Annotated in this window: 22 protein-coding genes and 1 pseudogene; 8 read left to right on the top strand and 15 right to left on the bottom strand. The window is 35.7% G+C overall.

The genetic code is table 11. From position 1 onward, the window contains the following. Nucleotides 1-10: 10 nt before the first annotated feature. Both ystJ and dnaE read right to left on the bottom strand, forming a co-directional pair. On the bottom strand, nt 11-1,219 hold the full coding sequence (ystJ, locus tag JFU20_RS19525; RefSeq protein ID WP_161793975.1) for an NADP-dependent malic enzyme: 1,209 nt from the start codon (nt 1,217-1,219) through the stop codon (nt 11-13). Nucleotides 1,220-1,352: 133 nt separating this feature from the next. Then, on the bottom strand, nt 1,353-4,685 hold the full coding sequence (dnaE, locus tag JFU20_RS19520) for a DNA polymerase III subunit alpha (RefSeq protein WP_002129365.1): 3,333 nt from the start codon (nt 4,683-4,685) through the stop codon (nt 1,353-1,355). 42 nt (nt 4,686-4,727) lie between these two features. On the opposite strand from dnaE, the gene JFU20_RS19515 reads away from it, so the two are divergent. Further along, entirely contained in the window at nt 4,728-5,141 is a 414-nt protein-coding gene (locus JFU20_RS19515; protein ID WP_002015507.1) for a YtrH family sporulation protein, read from the top strand. Then, a complete protein-coding gene (gene ytrI, locus JFU20_RS19510; protein ID WP_002088948.1) occupies nt 5,138-5,641 on the top strand; it encodes a sporulation membrane protein YtrI in 504 nt (167 codons plus the stop codon). Before JFU20_RS19515 ends, ytrI begins: the two co-directional genes overlap by 4 nt. 52 nt (nt 5,642-5,693) lie before the next feature. Here ytrI and JFU20_RS19505 read toward each other — a convergent pair whose 3' ends face one another. Beyond that, complete coding sequence (locus tag JFU20_RS19505) at nt 5,694-6,626, bottom strand: DHH family phosphoesterase (protein WP_207198979.1); 933 nt, start codon at nt 6,624-6,626, stop codon at nt 5,694-5,696. A 315-nt stretch (nt 6,627-6,941) separates the two neighbouring features. On the opposite strand from JFU20_RS19505, the gene JFU20_RS19500 reads away from it, so the two are divergent. Beyond that, the gene (locus tag JFU20_RS19500; protein ID WP_002088950.1) at nt 6,942-7,247 is read left to right on the top strand and encodes a YtpI family protein; all 306 of its coding nucleotides are present in this window, start codon (nt 6,942-6,944) and stop codon (nt 7,245-7,247) included. A gap of 8 nt (nt 7,248-7,255) precedes the next feature. Here the strand turns inward: JFU20_RS19500 and JFU20_RS19495 are convergent, their stop codons facing one another. Together JFU20_RS19495 and JFU20_RS19490 are read right to left on the bottom strand one after the other, a co-directional pair. Then, on the bottom strand, nt 7,256-7,519 hold the full coding sequence (locus JFU20_RS19495; RefSeq protein ID WP_002034294.1) for a DUF3949 domain-containing protein: 264 nt from the start codon (nt 7,517-7,519) through the stop codon (nt 7,256-7,258). A gap of 215 nt (nt 7,520-7,734) precedes the next feature. Further along, nucleotides 7,735-9,048 carry a DRTGG domain-containing protein gene (locus tag JFU20_RS19490; RefSeq protein WP_002015514.1) on the bottom strand — a complete coding sequence of 438 codons (1,314 nt, stop codon included), beginning with the start codon at nt 9,046-9,048 and terminating at the stop codon, nt 7,735-7,737. Nucleotides 9,049-9,295: 247 nt separating this feature from the next. Between JFU20_RS19490 and JFU20_RS19485 the strand changes: the two genes are divergently transcribed. Further along, nucleotides 9,296-9,454 (top strand): hypothetical protein, encoded by a 159-nt coding sequence (locus JFU20_RS19485; protein WP_201038846.1) that lies wholly within the window; start codon nt 9,296-9,298, stop codon nt 9,452-9,454. 40 nt (nt 9,455-9,494) lie between these two features. Here JFU20_RS19485 and JFU20_RS19480 read toward each other — a convergent pair whose 3' ends face one another. Beyond that, entirely contained in the window at nt 9,495-10,178 is a 684-nt protein-coding gene (locus tag JFU20_RS19480; protein ID WP_201039237.1) for a metal-dependent hydrolase, read from the bottom strand. Between the two features lie 149 nt (nt 10,179-10,327). Between JFU20_RS19480 and pepQ the strand changes: the two genes are divergently transcribed. After that, nucleotides 10,328-11,425: a Xaa-Pro dipeptidase gene (pepQ, locus tag JFU20_RS19475; protein WP_002015518.1), complete on the top strand. Its 1,098-nt coding sequence runs from the start codon at nt 10,328-10,330 to the stop codon at nt 11,423-11,425. 30 nt (nt 11,426-11,455) lie between these two features. Here pepQ and JFU20_RS19470 read toward each other — a convergent pair whose 3' ends face one another. Continuing rightward, nucleotides 11,456-11,830 carry a DUF3221 domain-containing protein gene (locus tag JFU20_RS19470; protein WP_113766078.1) on the bottom strand — a complete coding sequence of 125 codons (375 nt, stop codon included), beginning with the start codon at nt 11,828-11,830 and terminating at the stop codon, nt 11,456-11,458. Nucleotides 11,831-11,934: 104 nt separating this feature from the next. On the opposite strand from JFU20_RS19470, the gene JFU20_RS19465 reads away from it, so the two are divergent. Next, nucleotides 11,935-12,762, top strand: coding sequence for a DUF2785 domain-containing protein (locus tag JFU20_RS19465; RefSeq protein WP_002015521.1), 828 nt, complete (start codon nt 11,935-11,937; stop codon nt 12,760-12,762). A 13-nt stretch (nt 12,763-12,775) separates the two neighbouring features. Here JFU20_RS19465 and JFU20_RS19460 read toward each other — a convergent pair whose 3' ends face one another. The 6 genes and pseudogenes from JFU20_RS19460 to JFU20_RS19435 form a co-directional block, all read right to left on the bottom strand. Next, nucleotides 12,776-12,982, bottom strand: coding sequence for a hypothetical protein (locus JFU20_RS19460; protein WP_002164988.1), 207 nt, complete (start codon nt 12,980-12,982; stop codon nt 12,776-12,778). A 63-nt stretch (nt 12,983-13,045) separates the two neighbouring features. After that, a pseudogene (locus tag JFU20_RS19455) lies at nt 13,046-13,292 on the bottom strand (anti sigma factor C-terminal domain-containing protein); the annotation flags it as partial. Nucleotides 13,293-13,342: 50 nt separating this feature from the next. Continuing rightward, the gene (locus JFU20_RS19450) at nt 13,343-13,687 is read right to left on the bottom strand and encodes a DUF6176 family protein (protein ID WP_002034307.1); all 345 of its coding nucleotides are present in this window, start codon (nt 13,685-13,687) and stop codon (nt 13,343-13,345) included. Nucleotides 13,688-13,690: 3 nt separating this feature from the next. Next, a complete protein-coding gene (locus tag JFU20_RS19445; protein ID WP_002143366.1) occupies nt 13,691-14,485 on the bottom strand; it encodes a GNAT family N-acetyltransferase in 795 nt (264 codons plus the stop codon). Continuing rightward, a complete protein-coding gene (locus JFU20_RS19440) occupies nt 14,482-14,814 on the bottom strand; it encodes a cupin domain-containing protein (protein WP_002015525.1) in 333 nt (110 codons plus the stop codon). Before JFU20_RS19440 ends, JFU20_RS19445 begins: the two co-directional genes overlap by 4 nt. 44 nt (nt 14,815-14,858) lie before the next feature. Continuing rightward, on the bottom strand, nt 14,859-15,281 hold the full coding sequence (locus tag JFU20_RS19435; RefSeq protein ID WP_002164987.1) for a hypothetical protein: 423 nt from the start codon (nt 15,279-15,281) through the stop codon (nt 14,859-14,861). A 131-nt stretch (nt 15,282-15,412) separates the two neighbouring features. Between JFU20_RS19435 and JFU20_RS19430 the strand changes: the two genes are divergently transcribed. Together JFU20_RS19430 and JFU20_RS19425 are read left to right on the top strand one after the other, a co-directional pair. Next, entirely contained in the window at nt 15,413-15,676 is a 264-nt protein-coding gene (locus JFU20_RS19430; protein ID WP_002015527.1) for a helix-turn-helix transcriptional regulator, read from the top strand. After that, a complete protein-coding gene (locus JFU20_RS19425) occupies nt 15,673-16,098 on the top strand; it encodes a hypothetical protein (RefSeq protein WP_002164985.1) in 426 nt (141 codons plus the stop codon). Before JFU20_RS19430 ends, JFU20_RS19425 begins: the two co-directional genes overlap by 4 nt. A gap of 51 nt (nt 16,099-16,149) precedes the next feature. Here JFU20_RS19425 and ald read toward each other — a convergent pair whose 3' ends face one another. Both ald and JFU20_RS19415 read right to left on the bottom strand, forming a co-directional pair. Further along, on the bottom strand, nt 16,150-17,283 hold the full coding sequence (gene ald / locus JFU20_RS19420) for an alanine dehydrogenase (RefSeq protein WP_002015529.1): 1,134 nt from the start codon (nt 17,281-17,283) through the stop codon (nt 16,150-16,152). A 213-nt stretch (nt 17,284-17,496) separates the two neighbouring features. Continuing rightward, on the bottom strand, nt 17,497-18,288 hold the full coding sequence (locus JFU20_RS19415) for an SDR family oxidoreductase (RefSeq protein ID WP_002015530.1): 792 nt from the start codon (nt 18,286-18,288) through the stop codon (nt 17,497-17,499). Between the last annotated feature and the right edge of the window lie 121 nt (nt 18,289-18,409).

Genomic DNA, 18,409 nt, shown 5'->3' with positions numbered 1-18,409 from the left:
AATTCCTCGCTTATTCTTTACCAATCAGCGCTAATTGTTTTGTTTTCTCAGCGACTTCATTTGGATCTACTTGACGGCGAGCTACTCCTGTCTCCATTGCTGCTTTCGCAACGTAAGCCGCTACTTGAGGCGCTACACGCGCGTCAAATGGCGCTGGAATGATATGATCTGCATTCAACTCATCCTCTGATACAAGCTCTGCAATGGCCTGTACAGCTGCCATCTTCATTTCTTCATTAATTTGTGTCGCATGTACATCAAGTGCACCGCGGAAAATACCTGGGAACGCTAGTACATTATTTACTTGGTTCGGGAAGTCAGAACGACCTGTTCCAACAACAGCTGCGCCCGCTGCTTTTGCCAATTCTGGCATAATTTCTGGAACCGGATTCGCCATTGCAAAAATAATTGCATCGTCATTCATTGTACGAACCATCTCTTCAGTTAATGCACCTGCTGCAGATACACCAATGAATACGTCCGCACCTTGTAAAACGTCAGCTAAAGAACCTTCTATACGACTCTTATTTGTATATTTTGCAACTTCATCTTTCACCGGATTCATACCGACAGGACGACCTTCATAGATTGCACCTTTACGGTCACACATAATAACGTCACGTACACCATAGCGATATAAAAGTTTAATGATTGCAATACCTGCTGCACCTGCACCATTTGCGACAACTTTAATGTCAGACATTTTCTTTCCAACTAACTTCAGCGCGTTCACAAGGCCTGCTACTGTTACGATAGCTGTTCCGTGTTGATCATCATGGAATATTGGAATGTTTGTCTCTTTTTTCAAACGTTCTTCAATAACGAAGCAGTTTGGCGCTGCGATATCTTCTAAGTTTACACCGCCAAAAGTTGGCTCCATTAATTTTACAGTTTCAACAATTTTATCTACATCGTTTGTATTTAAGGCAATCGGGAATGCATCTACACCAGCAAAGCTCTTGAATAATACAGCTTTACCTTCCATTACTGGAAGAGATGCTTCAGGTCCAATGTTACCAAGACCAAGTACAGCCGTTCCATCTGTCACAACTGCTACCATATTTCCCTTCATTGTATATTCATATACCTTACTTTTATCGTCATAAATTTCTTTACAAGGCTCTGCAACCCCTGGAGAATATGCAAGACTTAAATCTTTTGCATTTTCTACTTTTACTTTTGATACAGTTTCTAATTTTCCTTGATGCACTTTATGCATGTGAAGTGCTTCTTCACGAAGTGTTGACAAACTATCCACTCTCCTCAAATTATGCTTGCTGATATCAATTTCTCCAAGTGGTCTGACCACGAACACTACTACTATAATAATCGAAGTGTAGGGAGATTGTCCATTATATTTTCACAACGACATTTTCGTCACCGACAATTTCACGAAGTGCCCCTAGACATTCTTCACTTGGATGAATCGATAAACTTCGAGATAATTGTACCATTTTATGTTCCTTTTCATAATAAATTAGTACTTTCGTAAAACCTGAATAATCAAACAATATTTTCGTAACTTGATTTACAAGCTTTTTTTCATATTGAGACGGCAATTTCACGTAAACAGACGCTTCTTTCATCCCTTCATAAACATCCATTTCTTCTAGCGGATATAGTCCATTCACGATCCATTGCAACTTATGATTTCTTTGCTCGATCGTACCATCAACTAAAACGATTGCACCTTCTTGTAACCTGTCTGAAAAATGTATATACGTTTCTGGAAAAATAACGGCTTCCATTTCATCATTTTGATCACAGAATGTAATAAACGCCATCTTTTGCAACTTTTTCGTACGAATAACTTTCACACTTGTTATATATACGATCGCTCTTTGTACTTTTTTCTTATGTCGCATCGCCTGAGCAAGAGATGGAATTTCTAATTCTTTTCCTAGTTCCGCATACTGCGCTGTCGGATAGCTAGATAAATAAAAACCGAGTGCTTCCTTCTCTTTATTTAACTGTTCAATAAAGGATAGCTCTTCTCCTTGTACGTATTTTGATTTCGGAACAGCATCCCCTAAATCAAAATCACGTGCAAGATTTGCATACTCCAACGCTCCTTTAAGACTTCTCCATAACGTCGTCCTCGAAACACCAAAACCGTCAAAACAACCAGACCAGACAAACGCTTCTAAATTTCGCTCTGTTACAAATTTTGATGGCATACGAAGACAAAACTCAAATAAATCTTCGAACATTTTTTCCTCTCGTTCTTCGAGTAATGCCGTCACGGTAGCCATTCCGATATTCCGAATCGAAAGTAAACTATATCGAATCGCATTCCCTTCTATTTGGAAGTTGTAACCACTTCTCTGAAGAGACGGCGGTAAAACGTGAAAACCTTTCCGCTTCGTTTCTCGTACATACTGCACAATCTTATCTTCATTTCCAATTGCACTTGATAATAACGCAGTCATAAATTCCAGCGTATAATTTGCTTTTAAATATGCAAGCTGATATCCGATCATACTGTAAGCTACAGCGTGACTTCGGTTAAAACCGTAATTCGCAAATCTTACAATTAAATCATAAATTTGTTCTGAAGATGTCTCATCGTATCCGTTTTCCAAACAACCTTGAACAAAATGCTTACGTTCTTGATCTAAAATATCACGATTCTTTTTACTCACTGCACGGCGCAGCAAATCCGCTTCTCCAAGCGAAAATCCAGCTAACTTCGATGCGATTTGCATAATTTGTTCTTGGTATACAATTACGCCGTATGTTCTTTCTAAAATCGGCTTTAAATCCGGATGTAAATATTCAATTTGTCTTTTCCCATGCTTCGATTCAATAAAGGTTGGAATTTGTTCCATCGGTCCTGGTCTGTATAACGAGTTAACAGCGACTATGTCTTCAAATTCATTCGGTTTTAACCCACGAAGTACATTTCGCATACCACCTGATTCAAGCTGGAATACACCTGTTGTATCCCCTCTTCCTAACAATTGAAACGTCTTTTCATCTTGCAGAGGTAAATTTCTTATATCAATTTGTTTCCCAGTTTTTTCAACAATAAATTTTATAATATTTTCAAGTAACGTTAAATTACGTAAGCCTAAAAAGTCCATCTTGAGCAATCCAAGTTCTTCTAATGCATCAGCTGGATATTGCGTAACATAAACATCGTTATGCCCTTCTTGAATCGCTACACTTCCCGTTAACGGTTCTTGGCTCATAATAACGCCAGCTGCATGAATAGACGTATGACGCGGTAATCCCTCTACACGTTTTGCAATTTCAAACACACGCTCATGTAACAGATTCCCTTGTATAAACTCACGGAGCGATTGCGATTCCTCATATGCATCTCTTAACGTTATACCAAGCTTTGATGGGATAAGTTTTGAAAATATGTCAATATCTCTTGGCAGGAGCCCCATTACACGAGCAATGTCTCTAATTGCGGCTTTCGCTGCAAGAGTTCCGAACGTTACAATTTGAGCAACACGAAGCTGACCATATTTATCTTTCACATATCGAATCATCTCATCACGTCTTATATCTGGAAAATCAATATCAATATCTGGAAGTGTCACACGTTCAGGGTTTAAAAACCTTTCAAATAATAATTCATATTCAATCGGATCAATATCTGTAATTTCCAATACGTAAGAAACGAGTGAACCCGCTGCCGATCCACGGCCTGGCCCAGTTAAAATATGATTTTCATGTGCATATTTCATAAAGTCCCATACGATGAGGAAATAATCGCTAAATCCCATACGAGAAATAACATTTAATTCATGATCCAAACGTCCTATATGCGCTTCTTTCGGCGTACCATAGCGTTTCTGCAAGCCTTCTTCACAAACACGGCGCAAATACGTATCATTCGTCTCGTTAGATGGAACAGGAAATTTCGGTAATTGATTTACATGGAAAGGAATTTCTACTTGGCAACGTTCCGCGATTGTTATTGTATTTTGAACCGCTTCCTCAGCATGAGAAAATAGTGCTCCCATTTCATCCGATGACTTTAAATAATACTGATCCGTTTTCATTCTCGGTCTATCTGGATCAGTCATTTTCGTTCCGCCTTCAACAGATAATAAACATTCATGAACAAGTGCGTCACTTTGATTAATATAGCGAACATCATTTGTTGCAACGACTGGAACGTTTACCTTATTAATAAATTCAGGCAGTTTTTCTTGTAAAAGCAGTTCATCTTGAATTGCATGATGCTGCAAACTTATATAAAAATTGCTGAACATATTTTGATACGTATGAGCTACTTCTTCAGCCTGACTCTCTTTGTCTTCTAATAATAGCTGTTCAATCTCTCCGTCTTTCCCTGGTGAAATTGCAATTAACCCTTTCGCATAATGAGCAAGCCACTTCTTCGGGATACCTTCTTTTGACTTCGTCATAATGCTGCTAGAGATCTTTAATAAATTTTGATAGCCTATTTCATTCTCAGCAAGTAAGACAAGTGGATAAGACCTTTCTTCTTCTTCACTAAAAATAGAAGCTGTTAAGCCGATAATAGGCTGTATACCATTTTTCTTGCATGCTTTATAAAACGGAATAACTCCATACATAACATTTTCATCTGTAATGGCCAGCGATGAAAATCCAAGCTCTTTCGCCCGAATGACAAGCTCATCAATTTTACAAGCACTTTTTAATAAACTAAAAACGGTTTGACATTGTAAATGCACAAACTTCACTGTTGTACCCTCTCTTTACCTATGTGACTACTTTTATTATAGGTGATGAGGAAAGCGGAAATCAAAACATACTTCTCATACTTTGTCCATATATATGAAGAAGAAAGGGGAATGACGATGGATGTAAGAGAACATACTTTTTTCTCTCTGCTTATTATTAGTTATTTTATTGCCTTTGGAGTTATACTTGGTGGTTCATTAATTGGCGGGTTTGGTGCATTTCTCATCGGAAAACCAACTCTAACTTATATTAATCAATTCGCCCAAAATTTAAGAATTTGGGCACTCGTTGCAGCAATTGGCGGAACGTTCGATACCTTTTATAGCTTTGAAAGAAGCTTCTTTGGCGGAGATATGAAAGATATCGTAAAACAAATTCTCCTTATTTTTTTTGCAACTGGCGGTATGCAAACTGGTCTTATTATTATTAAATGGCTTACACAGGAACATGTATGAGAGTACCCAGTGCCAATACAGCCAAAAGGTGGTATTTAGTTTTAGCTGGCGCTGCTGTTGGAGGAGTGTTGAGCTGGTTTGTTTTTTTGTACATATACGGTGTTTTTCAAGAAGAACAAACTAGTAAAATAGCAGAACAAAAAGAAATTATCGAAAAACAAGAAGCAAAACTCCACGTCCTTCTCGAAGACCAAGAGAAATTGAACACAGAAAATAAACGGCTCTTAACAATTCAAGAAATCAAAATAAAAATTATAAATCGAAAAAAATACGATTTAGACAATCTTACACTTGAAAACATGACCACTTCTATCCATAATGATCTCCAGCATCTTTTAACGAAAAACATTCAAAGCATCGCAAAAAATAAAGACCTGCTCAAAAAAGTCATCGAAAATAAAACGTACAAACATTACGATCGTATATACCGCTTTAAAGTAGACACAGTCTCTTTTGATACCGTACTTGAAATTAGTATTGATATAGAGAAAGAAAAATAAAAAAAAGGAGGGCTTCAGTGCCTCTCCTTCTCTTTCGTTCAACATACAATTTTTATCTACACAGCTCACGTAAATCAGCAAACAGGCGATCTGCTTCTTCCCAAGAAGATGCTTTTGCACCAGAAGCCATCGGATGTCCTCCGCCATTATATTGCATTGCTAACTTATTAATAACTGGTCCTTTTGAACGAAGACGAACACGAATAACATCATCTTCCTCTAAAAATAGAACCCATGCCTTTAATCCATCAATATTACCAAGTGCTCCGACAACACCAGATGCTTCAGTAGAAAGTACATCAAACTCTTCTAGTACCTCTTTCGTTAATTTAATGTACGCTGCACCTTCTTCTACCATCGTAAAGTTTTGTAAAATATAACCGTTTAAACGAGCAATTTTTTCTTTCGTTTTATACATTTCATTGTATAAATCTGTGAATTTTACATCCATGTCAACGAGCTCACTTACGTAACGAAGTGTTTTCGCTGTTGTATTTGGGAATAAGAAACGACCTGTATCTCCAACAATACCCGCTAAAATAAGGCGAGCTGCTTCCTTTGAAATCGTTAATCCTTTATCTTTTCCATAACTGTAAAATTCATAAATCATTTCACTTGTAGAACTTGCTGTCGTATCCACCCATGTAATATCTCCGTACGGGTCTTCATTCGGATGATGATCAATTTTAATTAACATCTTTCCTTTTGCATAACGCTGATCACAAACACGCTCTTGATTTGCTGTATCACAAACGATAACAAGTGCATCTTCAGATACACTATCTTCAATATCATCCATTACTCGTAAAAATGATAAAGAAGGCTCGTTGTACCCAACCATATAAATATTTTTCTCTGGAAACGATTCTTGCAGAATTGTACCAAGTCCGCACTGAGAACCTAACGCATCTGGATCCGGACGTACATGACGATGAATAATAATTGTATCAAACTCTTTAATTGCTCCTAAAATTTGCTCATGCATATGTATAATCTCCTTTTTATTCAACTTCTTCATTTTATCCCGCATTAACGTGTAGTAAGACTCCCACCTCAAAAGTATTAAAAACAATGGGGCAAAATTAATTTGGAGCCTGGATGCACGTAAAAGCCCGATTGGTGAGGGCTAATAATTAGCACGTGGGATCTCCCCACACTAATTAAAGTTTCACTTTATCCCCCATTATAACGGAAAACATTTCATACATGCGAACAATTGCTTTATAATAAAAGTTAGAAAGTTTAGATTTTTCTTTTTTCTAAATTGTTATTTTTATACCAATCGATGGGAGCGTGTATTATGCCAGTATTCGTCTTTTGTATTATCATCTCATTTGTGTTGTACCTCTTCTATAAAACAAAATTCTTTCGTACAAACCGTCCAATGGAGAAAGGTTGGCTCTCAGGAAAATCCGCAATGGCACTCGGCTTATTCGTCCTATTCTTTGGGATAAACCAATTCTTTTTAGAACTTTCAACTGCACGCATTATCGTTGGTGTTTTGTTTATTTTACTTGGCAGCGCGAGTACATTTAATGGATTCCGCCAATATAAACATTTTCTACCATTAGCAGTCAAAGAAGCCGAATCTTATAAAACAACGTAAAAAAAGCATCAACATTGTGATGCTTTTTTACGTCCCTTCACTTTCAAAATCATATATGCAACAAACGCAGATGGTATATTAAAGGGATTACCTTGCACGTGAAAATGTAATTGTTCTTCTCCAAAAGACATCTGTTTGTATAGTTCTTGCTGAGATAATCCTGTTCGTTTCTTTTTTTCATTTAATCCTTGTAAGTATAAGTATTGAATTGGTATCATCACAAGGAAATAAAAGAGTGCGATACCACCAAAAAAGAGTAATTCTGATGACATATTGCATCCCCCTTCCGACATCCATTATCTTACAATCTAATTATATCATAGTATACACTCTAAATGGATTAATATTCTGTTTTTTCTAATTATACAATCATCTCTCCTTATATATATATATTTCCAGCTAAAACTCCTCCACATCTTTAGCAACAGCTTCCAAACCCAATAAAACAAAAAAGATGGAACAAACCAAAGCGATTTGTTCCACCTTTTTATTTATCGATTAACTGCACCATAAGTAATGCTTTCCCGACAACATTACCTTCATGATGTACTTCTACATCAACCTTACCAAATTTACGGCCAATTTCTAATACTTTCGGATGAACCGATACAACATTATCAATTTGAACCGGTTTTACGAAATAAATTGTTAAGTTCTCAACAATTGAATCGCTCTTCTTCTGCGCACGAATGACGCGGTTTGTTGCTTCTGTCACAATTGTTGTGAATACACCGTAAGATAACGTCCCGATTGAATTCGTCATTTGTGGTGTCACTGAAAATTGATATAAATGCTCATTTTTTGCTTCTTTCGGCGTCATAAATTGATTCGTTACAATGTCATCAATCGTTTCACCAACTTGTGGTTGACGCTGAATCATTTGCAGCGCCTGAAGTACATCTTGACGACTAATGATACCTTGCAATTTATTTCCATCCTCCACAACAGGAAGTAATTCAATACCTTCCCACACCATCATACGTGCTGCAGCTGCGACAGACATTTTTCCGTTTACCGTAATAGGGTGTTTCGTCATAACTTTATCAATCGGTGTTTCTTTCGCAACACCAATCATATCTTTCGAAGTTACGATACCTAACACCTTTTTATTTTCATCCACAATTGGATAACGTCCATGCATCGTCTCTTCATTGTACTCATGCCATTTCTGCACTATGTCACTAGGATTTAAATATAGTGTTTCTTCAATTGGTGTTAAAATATCTTCAACTAGTACAATTTCTTTCTTAATAAGTTGATCATAAATTGCACGGTTAATTAACGTTGCGACCGTAAATGTATCATAACTACTCGAAATAATTGGCAATTTCAATTCATCTGCTAACTTTTTCACATGCTCTTCTGTATCAAATCCACCTGTAATTAATACAGCAGCCCCTGTTTCTAATGCTAATTGATGTGCGTTCGTACGGTTACCGATGATAAGTAAATTCCCTGCTTCTGTATAGCGCATCATCGCTTCTAATTTCATAGCCCCGATTACGAATTTATTTAATGTTTTATGTAGTCCTTCTCTGCCTCCAAGTACTTGACCATCGACAATGTTAACGACTTCTGCATATGTCAGTTTTTCGATATTCTCTTTCTTCTTTTGTTCAATTCGAATTGTTCCGACACGTTCAATTGTACTAACATATCCTTTATTTTCTGCGTCTTTAATTGCACGGTAAGCTGTCCCTTCACTTACACTCAAATCTTTCGCAATTTGCCTCACAGAAATTTTATGCCCTACCGGCAGGCTATTAATATGTTCTAAAATTTGATTATGTTTGGTAGCCAAATGGTTTCACCATACTTTCTTTTCCCTAAATTCTTCATGTGTTGTATTTTCAGTATACTATATTTTCAAAACTGTTACACTCTCTCTTTATATGCCTGTACCATTTTTTTTATAACAAAATACCCCTTACATTCCACCAGTCATTCTATTACAACAATGTAATGGTATTGTCATCTCGTTCGATAGTTTGTCCAGACGCTTCAATATACAATTAAGACAAGAAATGAAACAAAGGAGCGAATACATTATGAAAAAATTTTTAGAGGTTGTAGGTGCTGTATTTTTAGCTTTCATAGATGGAAAAAAAGTTGCAATGGAGTTGAATGAAACACCCGAACAGCCACGTACAAAACAAGAAGAATCAGCTAAACAAATACAGACTTTAAAAACTGTACTACACACATAAAAAAACCTTCACTTGTCATTTCAAATGAAGGGTTTCTTTTTTATAGTGTAATACTTTCTCCAGCTTCTAATACTTTCCCTGTACAATTTTGTAGCTTTCCTACAAATTGATATGGATCTTGTTCAATAACTGGGAACGTATTGTAATGCATCGGTACAACTGTTTTCGCCTCTATCCATTTTGATGCTAACACAGCATCTTCTGGCCCCATTGTGAAATTATCGCCAATTGGTAAAAATGCTAAATCAATATTATTCAGTTCTCCAATTAACTTCATATCAGAGAATAAAGCAGTATCTCCTGCATGATATACCGTTTTCTCCTCTGCTGTAAACAAAATACCAGCTGGCATACCTGTATATGTAATCGTCTTATTTTCTTCATCAATATAACTAGAGCCGTGGAATGCTTGAGTAAATTTCACTTTTCCAAAGTCAAATTCATGTGAACCACCAATATGCATTGGATGTGTATTTACACCTTGCCATCCTAAAAATGTTGCTAGTTCAAACGGTGCTACTACAACTGCATTATTTTTCTTCGCAAGCTCTACTGTATCCCCAACATGATCACCATGTCCGTGCGATAAAATAATCGCATCAACTTTTACATCTTCAGCCTTTAAATCTGTTTTCGGATTTCCCATTAAAAATGGGTCAATTAAAATAACTTTGCCATTCGTTTCAATCTTTACAACTGAATGCCCGTGATAAGATACTTTCATCATTACATTCCTCCCCTATTCACATTCACACTTTTTATTCTACATGATTTCTTAATTCCCTGTCTTTTCTAACATCTATTTACTTGTCATAACGCTTTCGTCCGATGTAAAGTTATATTTGTAATTAAATATCTCGGGGGTGCCAATCGATGAATGCTAGATTAGAAAATTTAATGCAATGGCTAAAAGAAAAAAACGTAGAAGCTGCGTTCTTAACTTCTACACCAAACGTTTTCTACATGACAAACTTCCACTGTGAACCACATGAAAGACTACTTGGTATGTTTGTATTCCAAGAAAAAGAGCCTATTTTAATTTGTCCTAAAATGGAAGAAGGCCAAGCGCGTAACGCTGGCTGGGCACATGAAATTATCGGATTTACTGATACGGACAAACCATGGGATATGATTGCAAAAGCAATTAAAGATCGTGGTATTGATGCAAATGCAGTTGCAATTGAAAAAGAACATTTAAACGTAGAGCGCTACGAAGAATTAACAAAATTATTCCCAAATGCAGCTTTCAAATCAGCTGAAGAGAAAGTTCGCGAGCTTCGCTTAATTAAAGATGAAAAAGAACTTTCTATTTTACGTGAAGCAGCTAAAATGGCAGATTATGCTGTTGAAGTTGGTGTAAATGCAATTAAAGAAAATCGCAGCGAGCTAGAAGTATTAGCAATTATTGAGCATGAATTAAAAACAAAAGGCATCCATAAAATGTCATTCGATACGATGGTATTAGCAGGTGCAAACTCTGCTCTTCCACACGGTATTCCAGGTGCAAACAAAATGAAACGCGGTGATTTCGTACTATTTGATTTAGGTGTAATCATTGAAGGTTATTGCTCTGACATTACACGTACAGTAGCATTTGGTGATATTTCTGAAGAACAAACTCGCATTTACAACACTGTACTTGCTGGACAACTACAAGCAGTTGAAGCATGTAAACCAGGCGTTACATTTGGTGCAATTGACAACGCTGCTCGCTCTGTTATCGCAGATGCAGGTTATGGAGACTTCTTCCCACACCGCCTTGGTCACGGACTTGGAATTAGCGTACACGAATATCCAGATGTAAAAGAAGGCAATGAGTCTCTATTAAGAGAAGGCATGGTCTTCACAATCGAGCCAGGTATTTACGTACCAAACGTAGGCGGCGTTCGTATTGAAGATGATATTTACATCACAAAAGACGGATCAGAAATCTTAACGAAATTCCCGAAAGAATTACAATTTGTGAAATAATAAAAAAGGTAGCGTGATCGCTACCTTTTTCTATTTCTCTACTATTTCAAGTCTCTCTACAATCATTTTTGCTGGATAACTTTCAAGTATCTGAGAAGACCATACATTTATTTTATCCCCTGTTTTTAATTGATCATATGCGTTTTTATCCTTAAAGCTCAAGACTGTATCTGATGGATGCTCTTTATTCATTTGTTGTTCCATATAATTTTGCAATTCTACTTTTGTTTTAAAAGTTTTATCACTGTCAAAAAATATTGTGCCATTTCTCAATATTACATACCCTTCTTTAGGTTCTTCTTTTACTTCTACTTGCTCTACTGTTTTAGTAGTACACGCTGGTAATATTATTAGAAACACACCTAAAAATAAAATATTAATGAAGAAGAACATGACTTTCCTCATAACGATTCCCCCATATCGGTTCATTTAAAAGCACTTATTTCTTGTCTATTTCTTCCTCTTATTATACTATTAATATACAGAATTTTCTAAAATAGGAGGTTTATATGTTACAACAACAGTTAGAAGAAATTCGTAATAATAATTACATACTAGATAACACAATTCATATTGATTCTTTAAGTTCAAGTATGCTTCAACATATCGGTGTTACTGATAGCTATTTAAGAGACAAACTCATTTACTCTACTTTTTATCATCTCATTAAAAAGGACTACCTTTCACACTCACACTTACAGAAACTATTATCAGAAAGCATCAATGAAAACTATTTATTTTACAAGATTCATTCAGATGACGACGATGCTGTATTTACCCGTGCATTTACAACATTATTAATCGCACTCATTATCGATGCTGATACAAAACATAATTTCTTATCACAGGCTGATATTTTAAATGTAAAAGATAAATTAATTCTATATATGAACAAAGAACATGACTTACGAGGCTATGTGCAAGACCATGGCTGGGCACATAGTATCGCTCATGCTTCCGATACATTTGAAGCGCTTGTTAATAATCCTAAACTAGGAGCTTCACATTACGAAGAAATACTAACAACTTTATTAAATAAAGTTTGTATCCATTCCATCTATTACAAGTATGAAGAAGATGAACGTATCGTTTGTCCAATTGTCGTAATGCTGCAAAATGGCCTAGCGGAAGAAGTACTCATATTAGCCCTTCGTGATCTAGTAGCTCAATTGCAAGTTCAAAAACCGACACTACATATTGACTCGTACGAATTTCTACACGGAAATATAAAATCTTTCTTACGTAGTTTATTTTTCAGATTACGCACAATGTCTATATGTAAAGAAACTGAATGCGAAATTGAAAAATTACTGCAGGGGCTCCGCCAATATTATTAAAAAAGAAGGCCACTCAAAAAGTGCCTTCTTCTATTTCACTAATATTAATTTGAAATTTCACGATCCAAACTGAGAAAAGGTGGACAAGAAGCGCAAACACCATACATGCTCCGCTTAAAAAAGTTAATATAGGATGCGAATACACATGCCCTAATCCATAAGATGCTCCTACGAAAAACATTGTTATGTAAATATAAATTGCTCCATGTATTTGCCTCATATAAGCCTCCTTTTCCCATATTATAACATAAATTTTCTGATTATTCACATTAATTAATTGTAATCAATATTTCTCAACTGTTACGCCTCTTACAGCCGCCTTAATATATGGTGCTCCTTGTAAACCTTGTAAATTCTCTATTTTTCCTGTTACGACTACACCATATATTGGTAGGTCTTTTGGTTTGGTGTTTTTTATTGCTTTATAATATTGTTCAAAATAATCACTTGGTATACCTTCACTATTTTTTTGCTAAAGACTTCATTTGGTATAGAAATTCTTTTGAGTTTATTGTTAAATCGTTTTTCAAAATAAAAAACACATCTATTTTGATGCGCTTCTCTCCAACATACTATTCTATTATTTCATTACTTCCTTCACAACATCTTGAATCATAACAACTTCTGTTTTCATATCAACAGACGGTGTTTCTTCATCAATACATTCATACCAAAACGCTAAGTGCTTTTTATCAATTTCATGATGAGAATTTTCGACAAGAGCCCCGCCTTCTCCTTGCACAGAATACCAATATAAGTACTCTTCTCCATCTCTTATTTCCCGGAAAATTGTCTCTACATACATCTTTTCGTCGTTTAATGTCAAAAGCACTTCTTTCATATTATCATTAAGAAGCTGCATCCATTCATCTACGCGATGACTTTTACCTGGCTTGACTTTGAATCTTGTTAATTCTACGTTCATCTTTTATTCCCCCATTTTCTTGCGGACAAACAAAACATATTCTACTGGATTATGGAAGCTTAATTTACTAGCTAATTTTTGCGAGGGAATATTATCTACATTACAATCCCAGCATGGTGTAATATGATTTTGTATACACTGTTCAATGAAACGTGTTGCGACAGCTTGAGCTAACCCTTTCCCTTGATGTGCTTCATGTGTTGCAATATCAATTTCAGCAAAACCATTCCCTCTAAATATTGAGACGCATTCGGCTACAATCATCCCATCTTGTTCTATACAAAAACCAAAGCCGTTATTTAAAAATACTTCTTTTGATCCCCAATATTCTTTGTAATAATCCTCTGTAAATTCATTACTTCGTTCTATATCACTTTTATCAATACGTTTAATTTCATATGTATTTTTGTTTAATTCTATTCTTCTGTCTTCAAAAACTTCTCTTTGAAATTGAAATGTCATTCGTGGGATGTTCCGAAATGCATTACTAAAGTACTCTTCAATCATCATTTCCCACTCTTCACTCGAAGTGAACAGTGTAAATCGTTTCTCTGTTTTTTCAATAGCCATTTTTAAATACGCAAATAAATATTCGTTATAATTTTGATCATCCGTATCACCAAATAAATAATAGATACCATTAGCTGTACGAATTAGTCCTGCTGTTAACTTCTCGTTTGCAAAAACTTCACCATCTATCATTTGATCACATACCGCATGAGCAAAGGTTGTTGTCCTTGTATGACCTTCTAAAATCGGAAGGATTTTTCTATACTGGGCTACAGATAATTTTTTCATAATTGCTCCACTTTAATCGTATCCGCCTCTATATTTTCAAAACAAAGATTTACCGTTCTCTTGAATGCTCTCGTTCTATGGATCGTGCATGCTGGAATTAAGATAGAATCATTTGGCTTTAAAACCACCGTCTCTCCATCTTCAAAATCGATAAGTAGTTCTCCCTCTAGCACAATAAATAATTCATCCGAATTAGAATGATAGTGCCAATCATATTCACCAGTAAATACGGCGATTCGTAAGCAATGATTATTTACATTTGAAACGACGAAGTTTTTATGTTGTTCTTGAATGTCCTTTGTTAATTCTAATAAATTCACAGTTTCCATCTTTCGTCCCACCCTTTCATTAGTCGTTCTTCTGAAAAACTAATTTAGTCTCCTCCACCTCCGCAATCTCCTCCACCATCACTTGAACTGCTACAATCGTTGCTACTGTAATCACCAAATCCGCTTGATGAGCTTGAATCGGATGAAGATTTTTTTCTTCTTTTTCTATCTTTTTTACTTTCATGACTAGGCCACACTTTATCAAATAATATAAAGAATAAGAATCCTTCTACCATAACAAGTGTAACGCCAAAAATACCTTCAATAACATTAGGGGTTATCCCAAAATTTTTAACCATCCCACATAAAAACACGCAAAAAATCACATACAGAGCCATACAAATATACCGAAATGTTTTTTCTATCATAATGACTACTTTTTTTGAAAGAGGTATGTTCTGTTCCTGTTTTTTCTTTATATACTTTTGTCTTTTAGCTTGCTTTTTCTTACTCTTTTTGCTCCCCATTGAATCTCCTCTATCGACTTTCATTTTTCATTTAATTCCAAATTATCACAAAAAACAACATCATAACAAGCAATATTTCTCGTAAAGTTTTATTTACTTTTTGTAAAGTTTTATTTGCTTTTTACCTATAAATGGATATTATGAAAGTAACAAATTTACAAAAAGGAGACTTTGTATATTTGATTAAAAATAAAGTGAAACAATTCCGCGTCGTTAGAGACATCACCCAAGAGCAATTAGCTTCCTCTGTTCAAATCACTAGACAATCCCTCATCGCTATCGAGAAGAATAAATACAACCCAAGTTTAGAATTAGCATTGAAATTATGTGAGTTTTTCGGCTGTAAAGTAGAAGATTTATTTCAATTAGACAAAACTGGGGAGGAAAAAGAATGAAAAATACTTTTAATCAAGAATCCATTTCACATCTTACCATTTTAATGTTAGGATCGATTTTCCTTTATTTCAATAGTAGTGATGAAGAAAAGATTCGTTCTGTCCTTCTATTCGCTGGCGTATACATACTCTTAGCCTTGGTACTATTTGTAGTGAAACGAATATTCTTTAAGAAGAAAAAGAAAGAGTCCGAGAAATACCCATTACCTGAGATAGATGAACGAATTGAGAAAATGAGTTTAAAGCTTATGGCGCAAATTTTCGGTCTCTCTCATTTAATTGGCTCTGCGATACTATTTATTTTATATATTACTGACAAAAATTCGACGATACGAGTAGAGTATGCCCTGTATTACTTGTTTGGAATTCTTTTCTTCACAATGATGTTCGGCTTGAAAATTGTGAAGAAATTAGATAATTAGTTTAAATAAAAAGACCCTTCCTACAAAGGAAAGGTCTTTATTTTATTTCTATTATGATAAAGCAGGAGCTTTTTCAAGAAGCTCTTTTGCATCTGCATATTGTAAGCTGTGCGCTTCTGCAACTGCTTCGAATGTTACGTAGCCATCTAATGTATTAATACCTTTTAATAATGCAGTGTTGCCTAGGCAAGCTTCTTTGTAGCCTTTGTTAGCAATTTGTACTGCATATGGTACTGTTACGTTTGTTAATGCAAGAGTTGATGTACGTGGAACCGCACCTGGCATGTTTGCAACTGCATAGTGAACAACGCCGTGTTTTTCATAAGTTGGGTTATCATGAGTTGTAATACGGTCAGTTGTTTCGAAAATACCACCTTGGTCAATCGCGATATCTACAACGACAGAACCTGGTTCCATTGATTGAATCATTTCTTCTGTTACAAGTTTTGGCGCTTTTGCACCTGGGATTAATACTGCACCGATTACAAGATCAGATTCTCTTACAGCTTCTGCAATGTTATACGGGTTAGACATTAACGTTTTTACTTGGTTTCCGAAAATGTCATCTAATTGACGAAGACGTTCTGCACTTAAGTCGATGATTGTTACATCTGCACCTAAACCTACTGCAATTTTCGCTGCGTTTGTACCAGCTTGACCACCGCCGATAATTGTTACTTTACCGCGTTTCACCCCTGGAACACCTGCAAGTAAAATACCTTTACCACCTTTGTTTTTCTCAAGGAACTGTGCACCGATTTGCGCAGACATACGACCAGCTACTTCACTCATTGGTGCAAGTAATGGTAAAGAACGATTGTCTAATTGTACTGTTTCGTATGCAATTGATACCACTTTGTTATCAATTAATGCTTTTGTTAATTCTGGCTCTGGAGCTAAGTGTAAGTATGTGAATAAAATTAAACCTTCGCGGAAATAACCGTATTCACTTTCAACTGGCTCTTTTACCTTCATAACCATATCTTGATTCCATGCTTCTTCAGCAGTTTCAACAAGTTTCGCACCAGCTTGTACGTATTCTTCATCTGTAAAGCCTGATCCTACACCTGATCCTTTTTGAACAAAAACTTCATGACCATTTTGTACTAAATGTACAGCTCCCGCTGGCGTCATTGCCACGCGGTTTTCATTGTTTTTAATTTCTGTTGGAATACCGATACGCATTATTAGTTCCCCCTTGAGTTATGAAATGACCCCTGAATCATTTTTTAAAGCGCTTTCTATACTCTTATATTCTAACATAATATCTCAATATTTGACAAAAAATAATACAAGTTTTCCGATAGACTTAATCTTACATGAAAGGACAGTATTATCCGTACCTCTCAGTATAAAGGATAAACTGTCCAATTATTCGAAACTTCACTTTATTTAATTCTATCGATGTCTATGAATAACATCAACAGCGCCTGTTACTTCAATAATCGTGCCAGTAATCATATCAGAATCGTCCTCACATAAAAACGAAATGGTTCTTGCGATATCTTCCCCTGTTCCAGATCTACCAATTGGTGTGTTACTACCTTTCAGATTTCGTGCTTCTTCAATCGTTGCCTCTTTCATTTCACCAATTATATCACCAGGACATACCATATTCGCAGTAATACCGTATTCAGCTTCTTCGTATGCGACTGTTTTCGTTAAAGAAACAAGTCCGACTTTCGCAGCTGCAAAGGCTGAACGATAAATCCATCCAGGCGCGCTATCTGCCCCTTGAAATCCATAGTTAATAATACGGCCAAATTGCTGGTTTCTCATAATCGGTACGACAAGTTTTAATAAATGAAACACCGCTGTTAAATTACCCTGGATCATTTCATTCCATTCGTCTTCTTCGTAATCGACTAATTTTTTCCTTTCAAATACGTAAGGACCAGCATTATTAATTAAGAAGTCAATTTTGCCAAAACGGCTCATCGCTTCTTCTACTATTTTATGTAAATCTTCCTTTTTCGTGACATCAGCTTGCACGAACTGTAGACGTTCTTCCATATTTTTATATGTTTCTTTCATTGTTTCCATAGCACTTGTATCGCTATGATATGTTACTGTTACTGAATATCCTTTATCCAATAACTTTTCTGTTACTTGCTTTCCTAAACCTTTCGTACCGGCTGTAATGAGCGCGTGTCTCACAAACATGCCTCCTTTTAAATTGCTATACTCCATATGTAACAAGTTCTCGCTTCAATTACAACTAAAATGAATTAAGGCAAAGTTTTCAAAATTCTGTAACGTTTCCGACAAGCACATTACCAAAATTTGTTTTATAATAAAGTTGTAAACGGTA

It is taken from the genome of Bacillus sp. TH30 (genome assembly GCF_016650875.1).
Lineage (GTDB): Bacteria > Bacillota > Bacilli > Bacillales > Bacillaceae_G > Bacillus_A > Bacillus_A mycoides.
Note: the sequence above shows the minus strand (reverse complement) of the source record. Positions and strands in the feature narration are given on the sequence as shown.

Coding starts and splice junctions, on each gene's coding strand:
- JFU20_RS19445 (WP_002143366.1), bottom strand. CDS start 14,485: ATGAAAAAATTATCTGTAGCCCAGTATAGAAAAATCCTTCCGATTTTA.
- ytrI (WP_002088948.1), top strand. CDS start 5,138: ATGAGAGTACCCAGTGCCAATACAGCCAAAAGGTGGTATTTAGTTTTA.
- JFU20_RS19425 (WP_002164985.1), top strand. CDS start 15,673: ATGAAAAATACTTTTAATCAAGAATCCATTTCACATCTTACCATTTTA.
- JFU20_RS19465 (WP_002015521.1), top strand. CDS start 11,935: ATGTTACAACAACAGTTAGAAGAAATTCGTAATAATAATTACATACTA.
- ystJ (WP_161793975.1), bottom strand. CDS start 1,219: ATGCATAAAGTGCATCAAGGAAAATTAGAAACTGTATCAAAAGTAAAA.
- JFU20_RS19470 (WP_113766078.1), bottom strand. CDS start 11,830: ATGAGGAAAGTCATGTTCTTCTTCATTAATATTTTATTTTTAGGTGTG.
- JFU20_RS19450 (WP_002034307.1), bottom strand. CDS start 13,687: ATGAACGTAGAATTAACAAGATTCAAAGTCAAGCCAGGTAAAAGTCAT.
- JFU20_RS19460 (WP_002164988.1), bottom strand. CDS start 12,982: ATGAGGCAAATACATGGAGCAATTTATATTTACATAACAATGTTTTTC.
- JFU20_RS19430 (WP_002015527.1), top strand. CDS start 15,413: ATGGATATTATGAAAGTAACAAATTTACAAAAAGGAGACTTTGTATAT.
- JFU20_RS19500 (WP_002088950.1), top strand. CDS start 6,942: ATGCCAGTATTCGTCTTTTGTATTATCATCTCATTTGTGTTGTACCTC.
- JFU20_RS19495 (WP_002034294.1), bottom strand. CDS start 7,519: ATGTCATCAGAATTACTCTTTTTTGGTGGTATCGCACTCTTTTATTTC.
- JFU20_RS19480 (WP_201039237.1), bottom strand. CDS start 10,178: ATGAAAGTATCTTATCACGGGCATTCAGTTGTAAAGATTGAAACGAAT.
- ald (WP_002015529.1), bottom strand. CDS start 17,283: ATGCGTATCGGTATTCCAACAGAAATTAAAAACAATGAAAACCGCGTG.
- JFU20_RS19505 (WP_207198979.1), bottom strand. CDS start 6,626: ATGCATGAGCAAATTTTAGGAGCAATTAAAGAGTTTGATACAATTATT.
- JFU20_RS19440 (WP_002015525.1), bottom strand. CDS start 14,814: ATGGAAACTGTGAATTTATTAGAATTAACAAAGGACATTCAAGAACAA.
- JFU20_RS19415 (WP_002015530.1), bottom strand. CDS start 18,288: ATGGAGTATAGCAATTTAAAAGGAGGCATGTTTGTGAGACACGCGCTC.
- pepQ (WP_002015518.1), top strand. CDS start 10,328: ATGAATGCTAGATTAGAAAATTTAATGCAATGGCTAAAAGAAAAAAAC.
- JFU20_RS19435 (WP_002164987.1), bottom strand. CDS start 15,281: ATGGGGAGCAAAAAGAGTAAGAAAAAGCAAGCTAAAAGACAAAAGTAT.
- JFU20_RS19485 (WP_201038846.1), top strand. CDS start 9,296: ATGAAAAAATTTTTAGAGGTTGTAGGTGCTGTATTTTTAGCTTTCATA.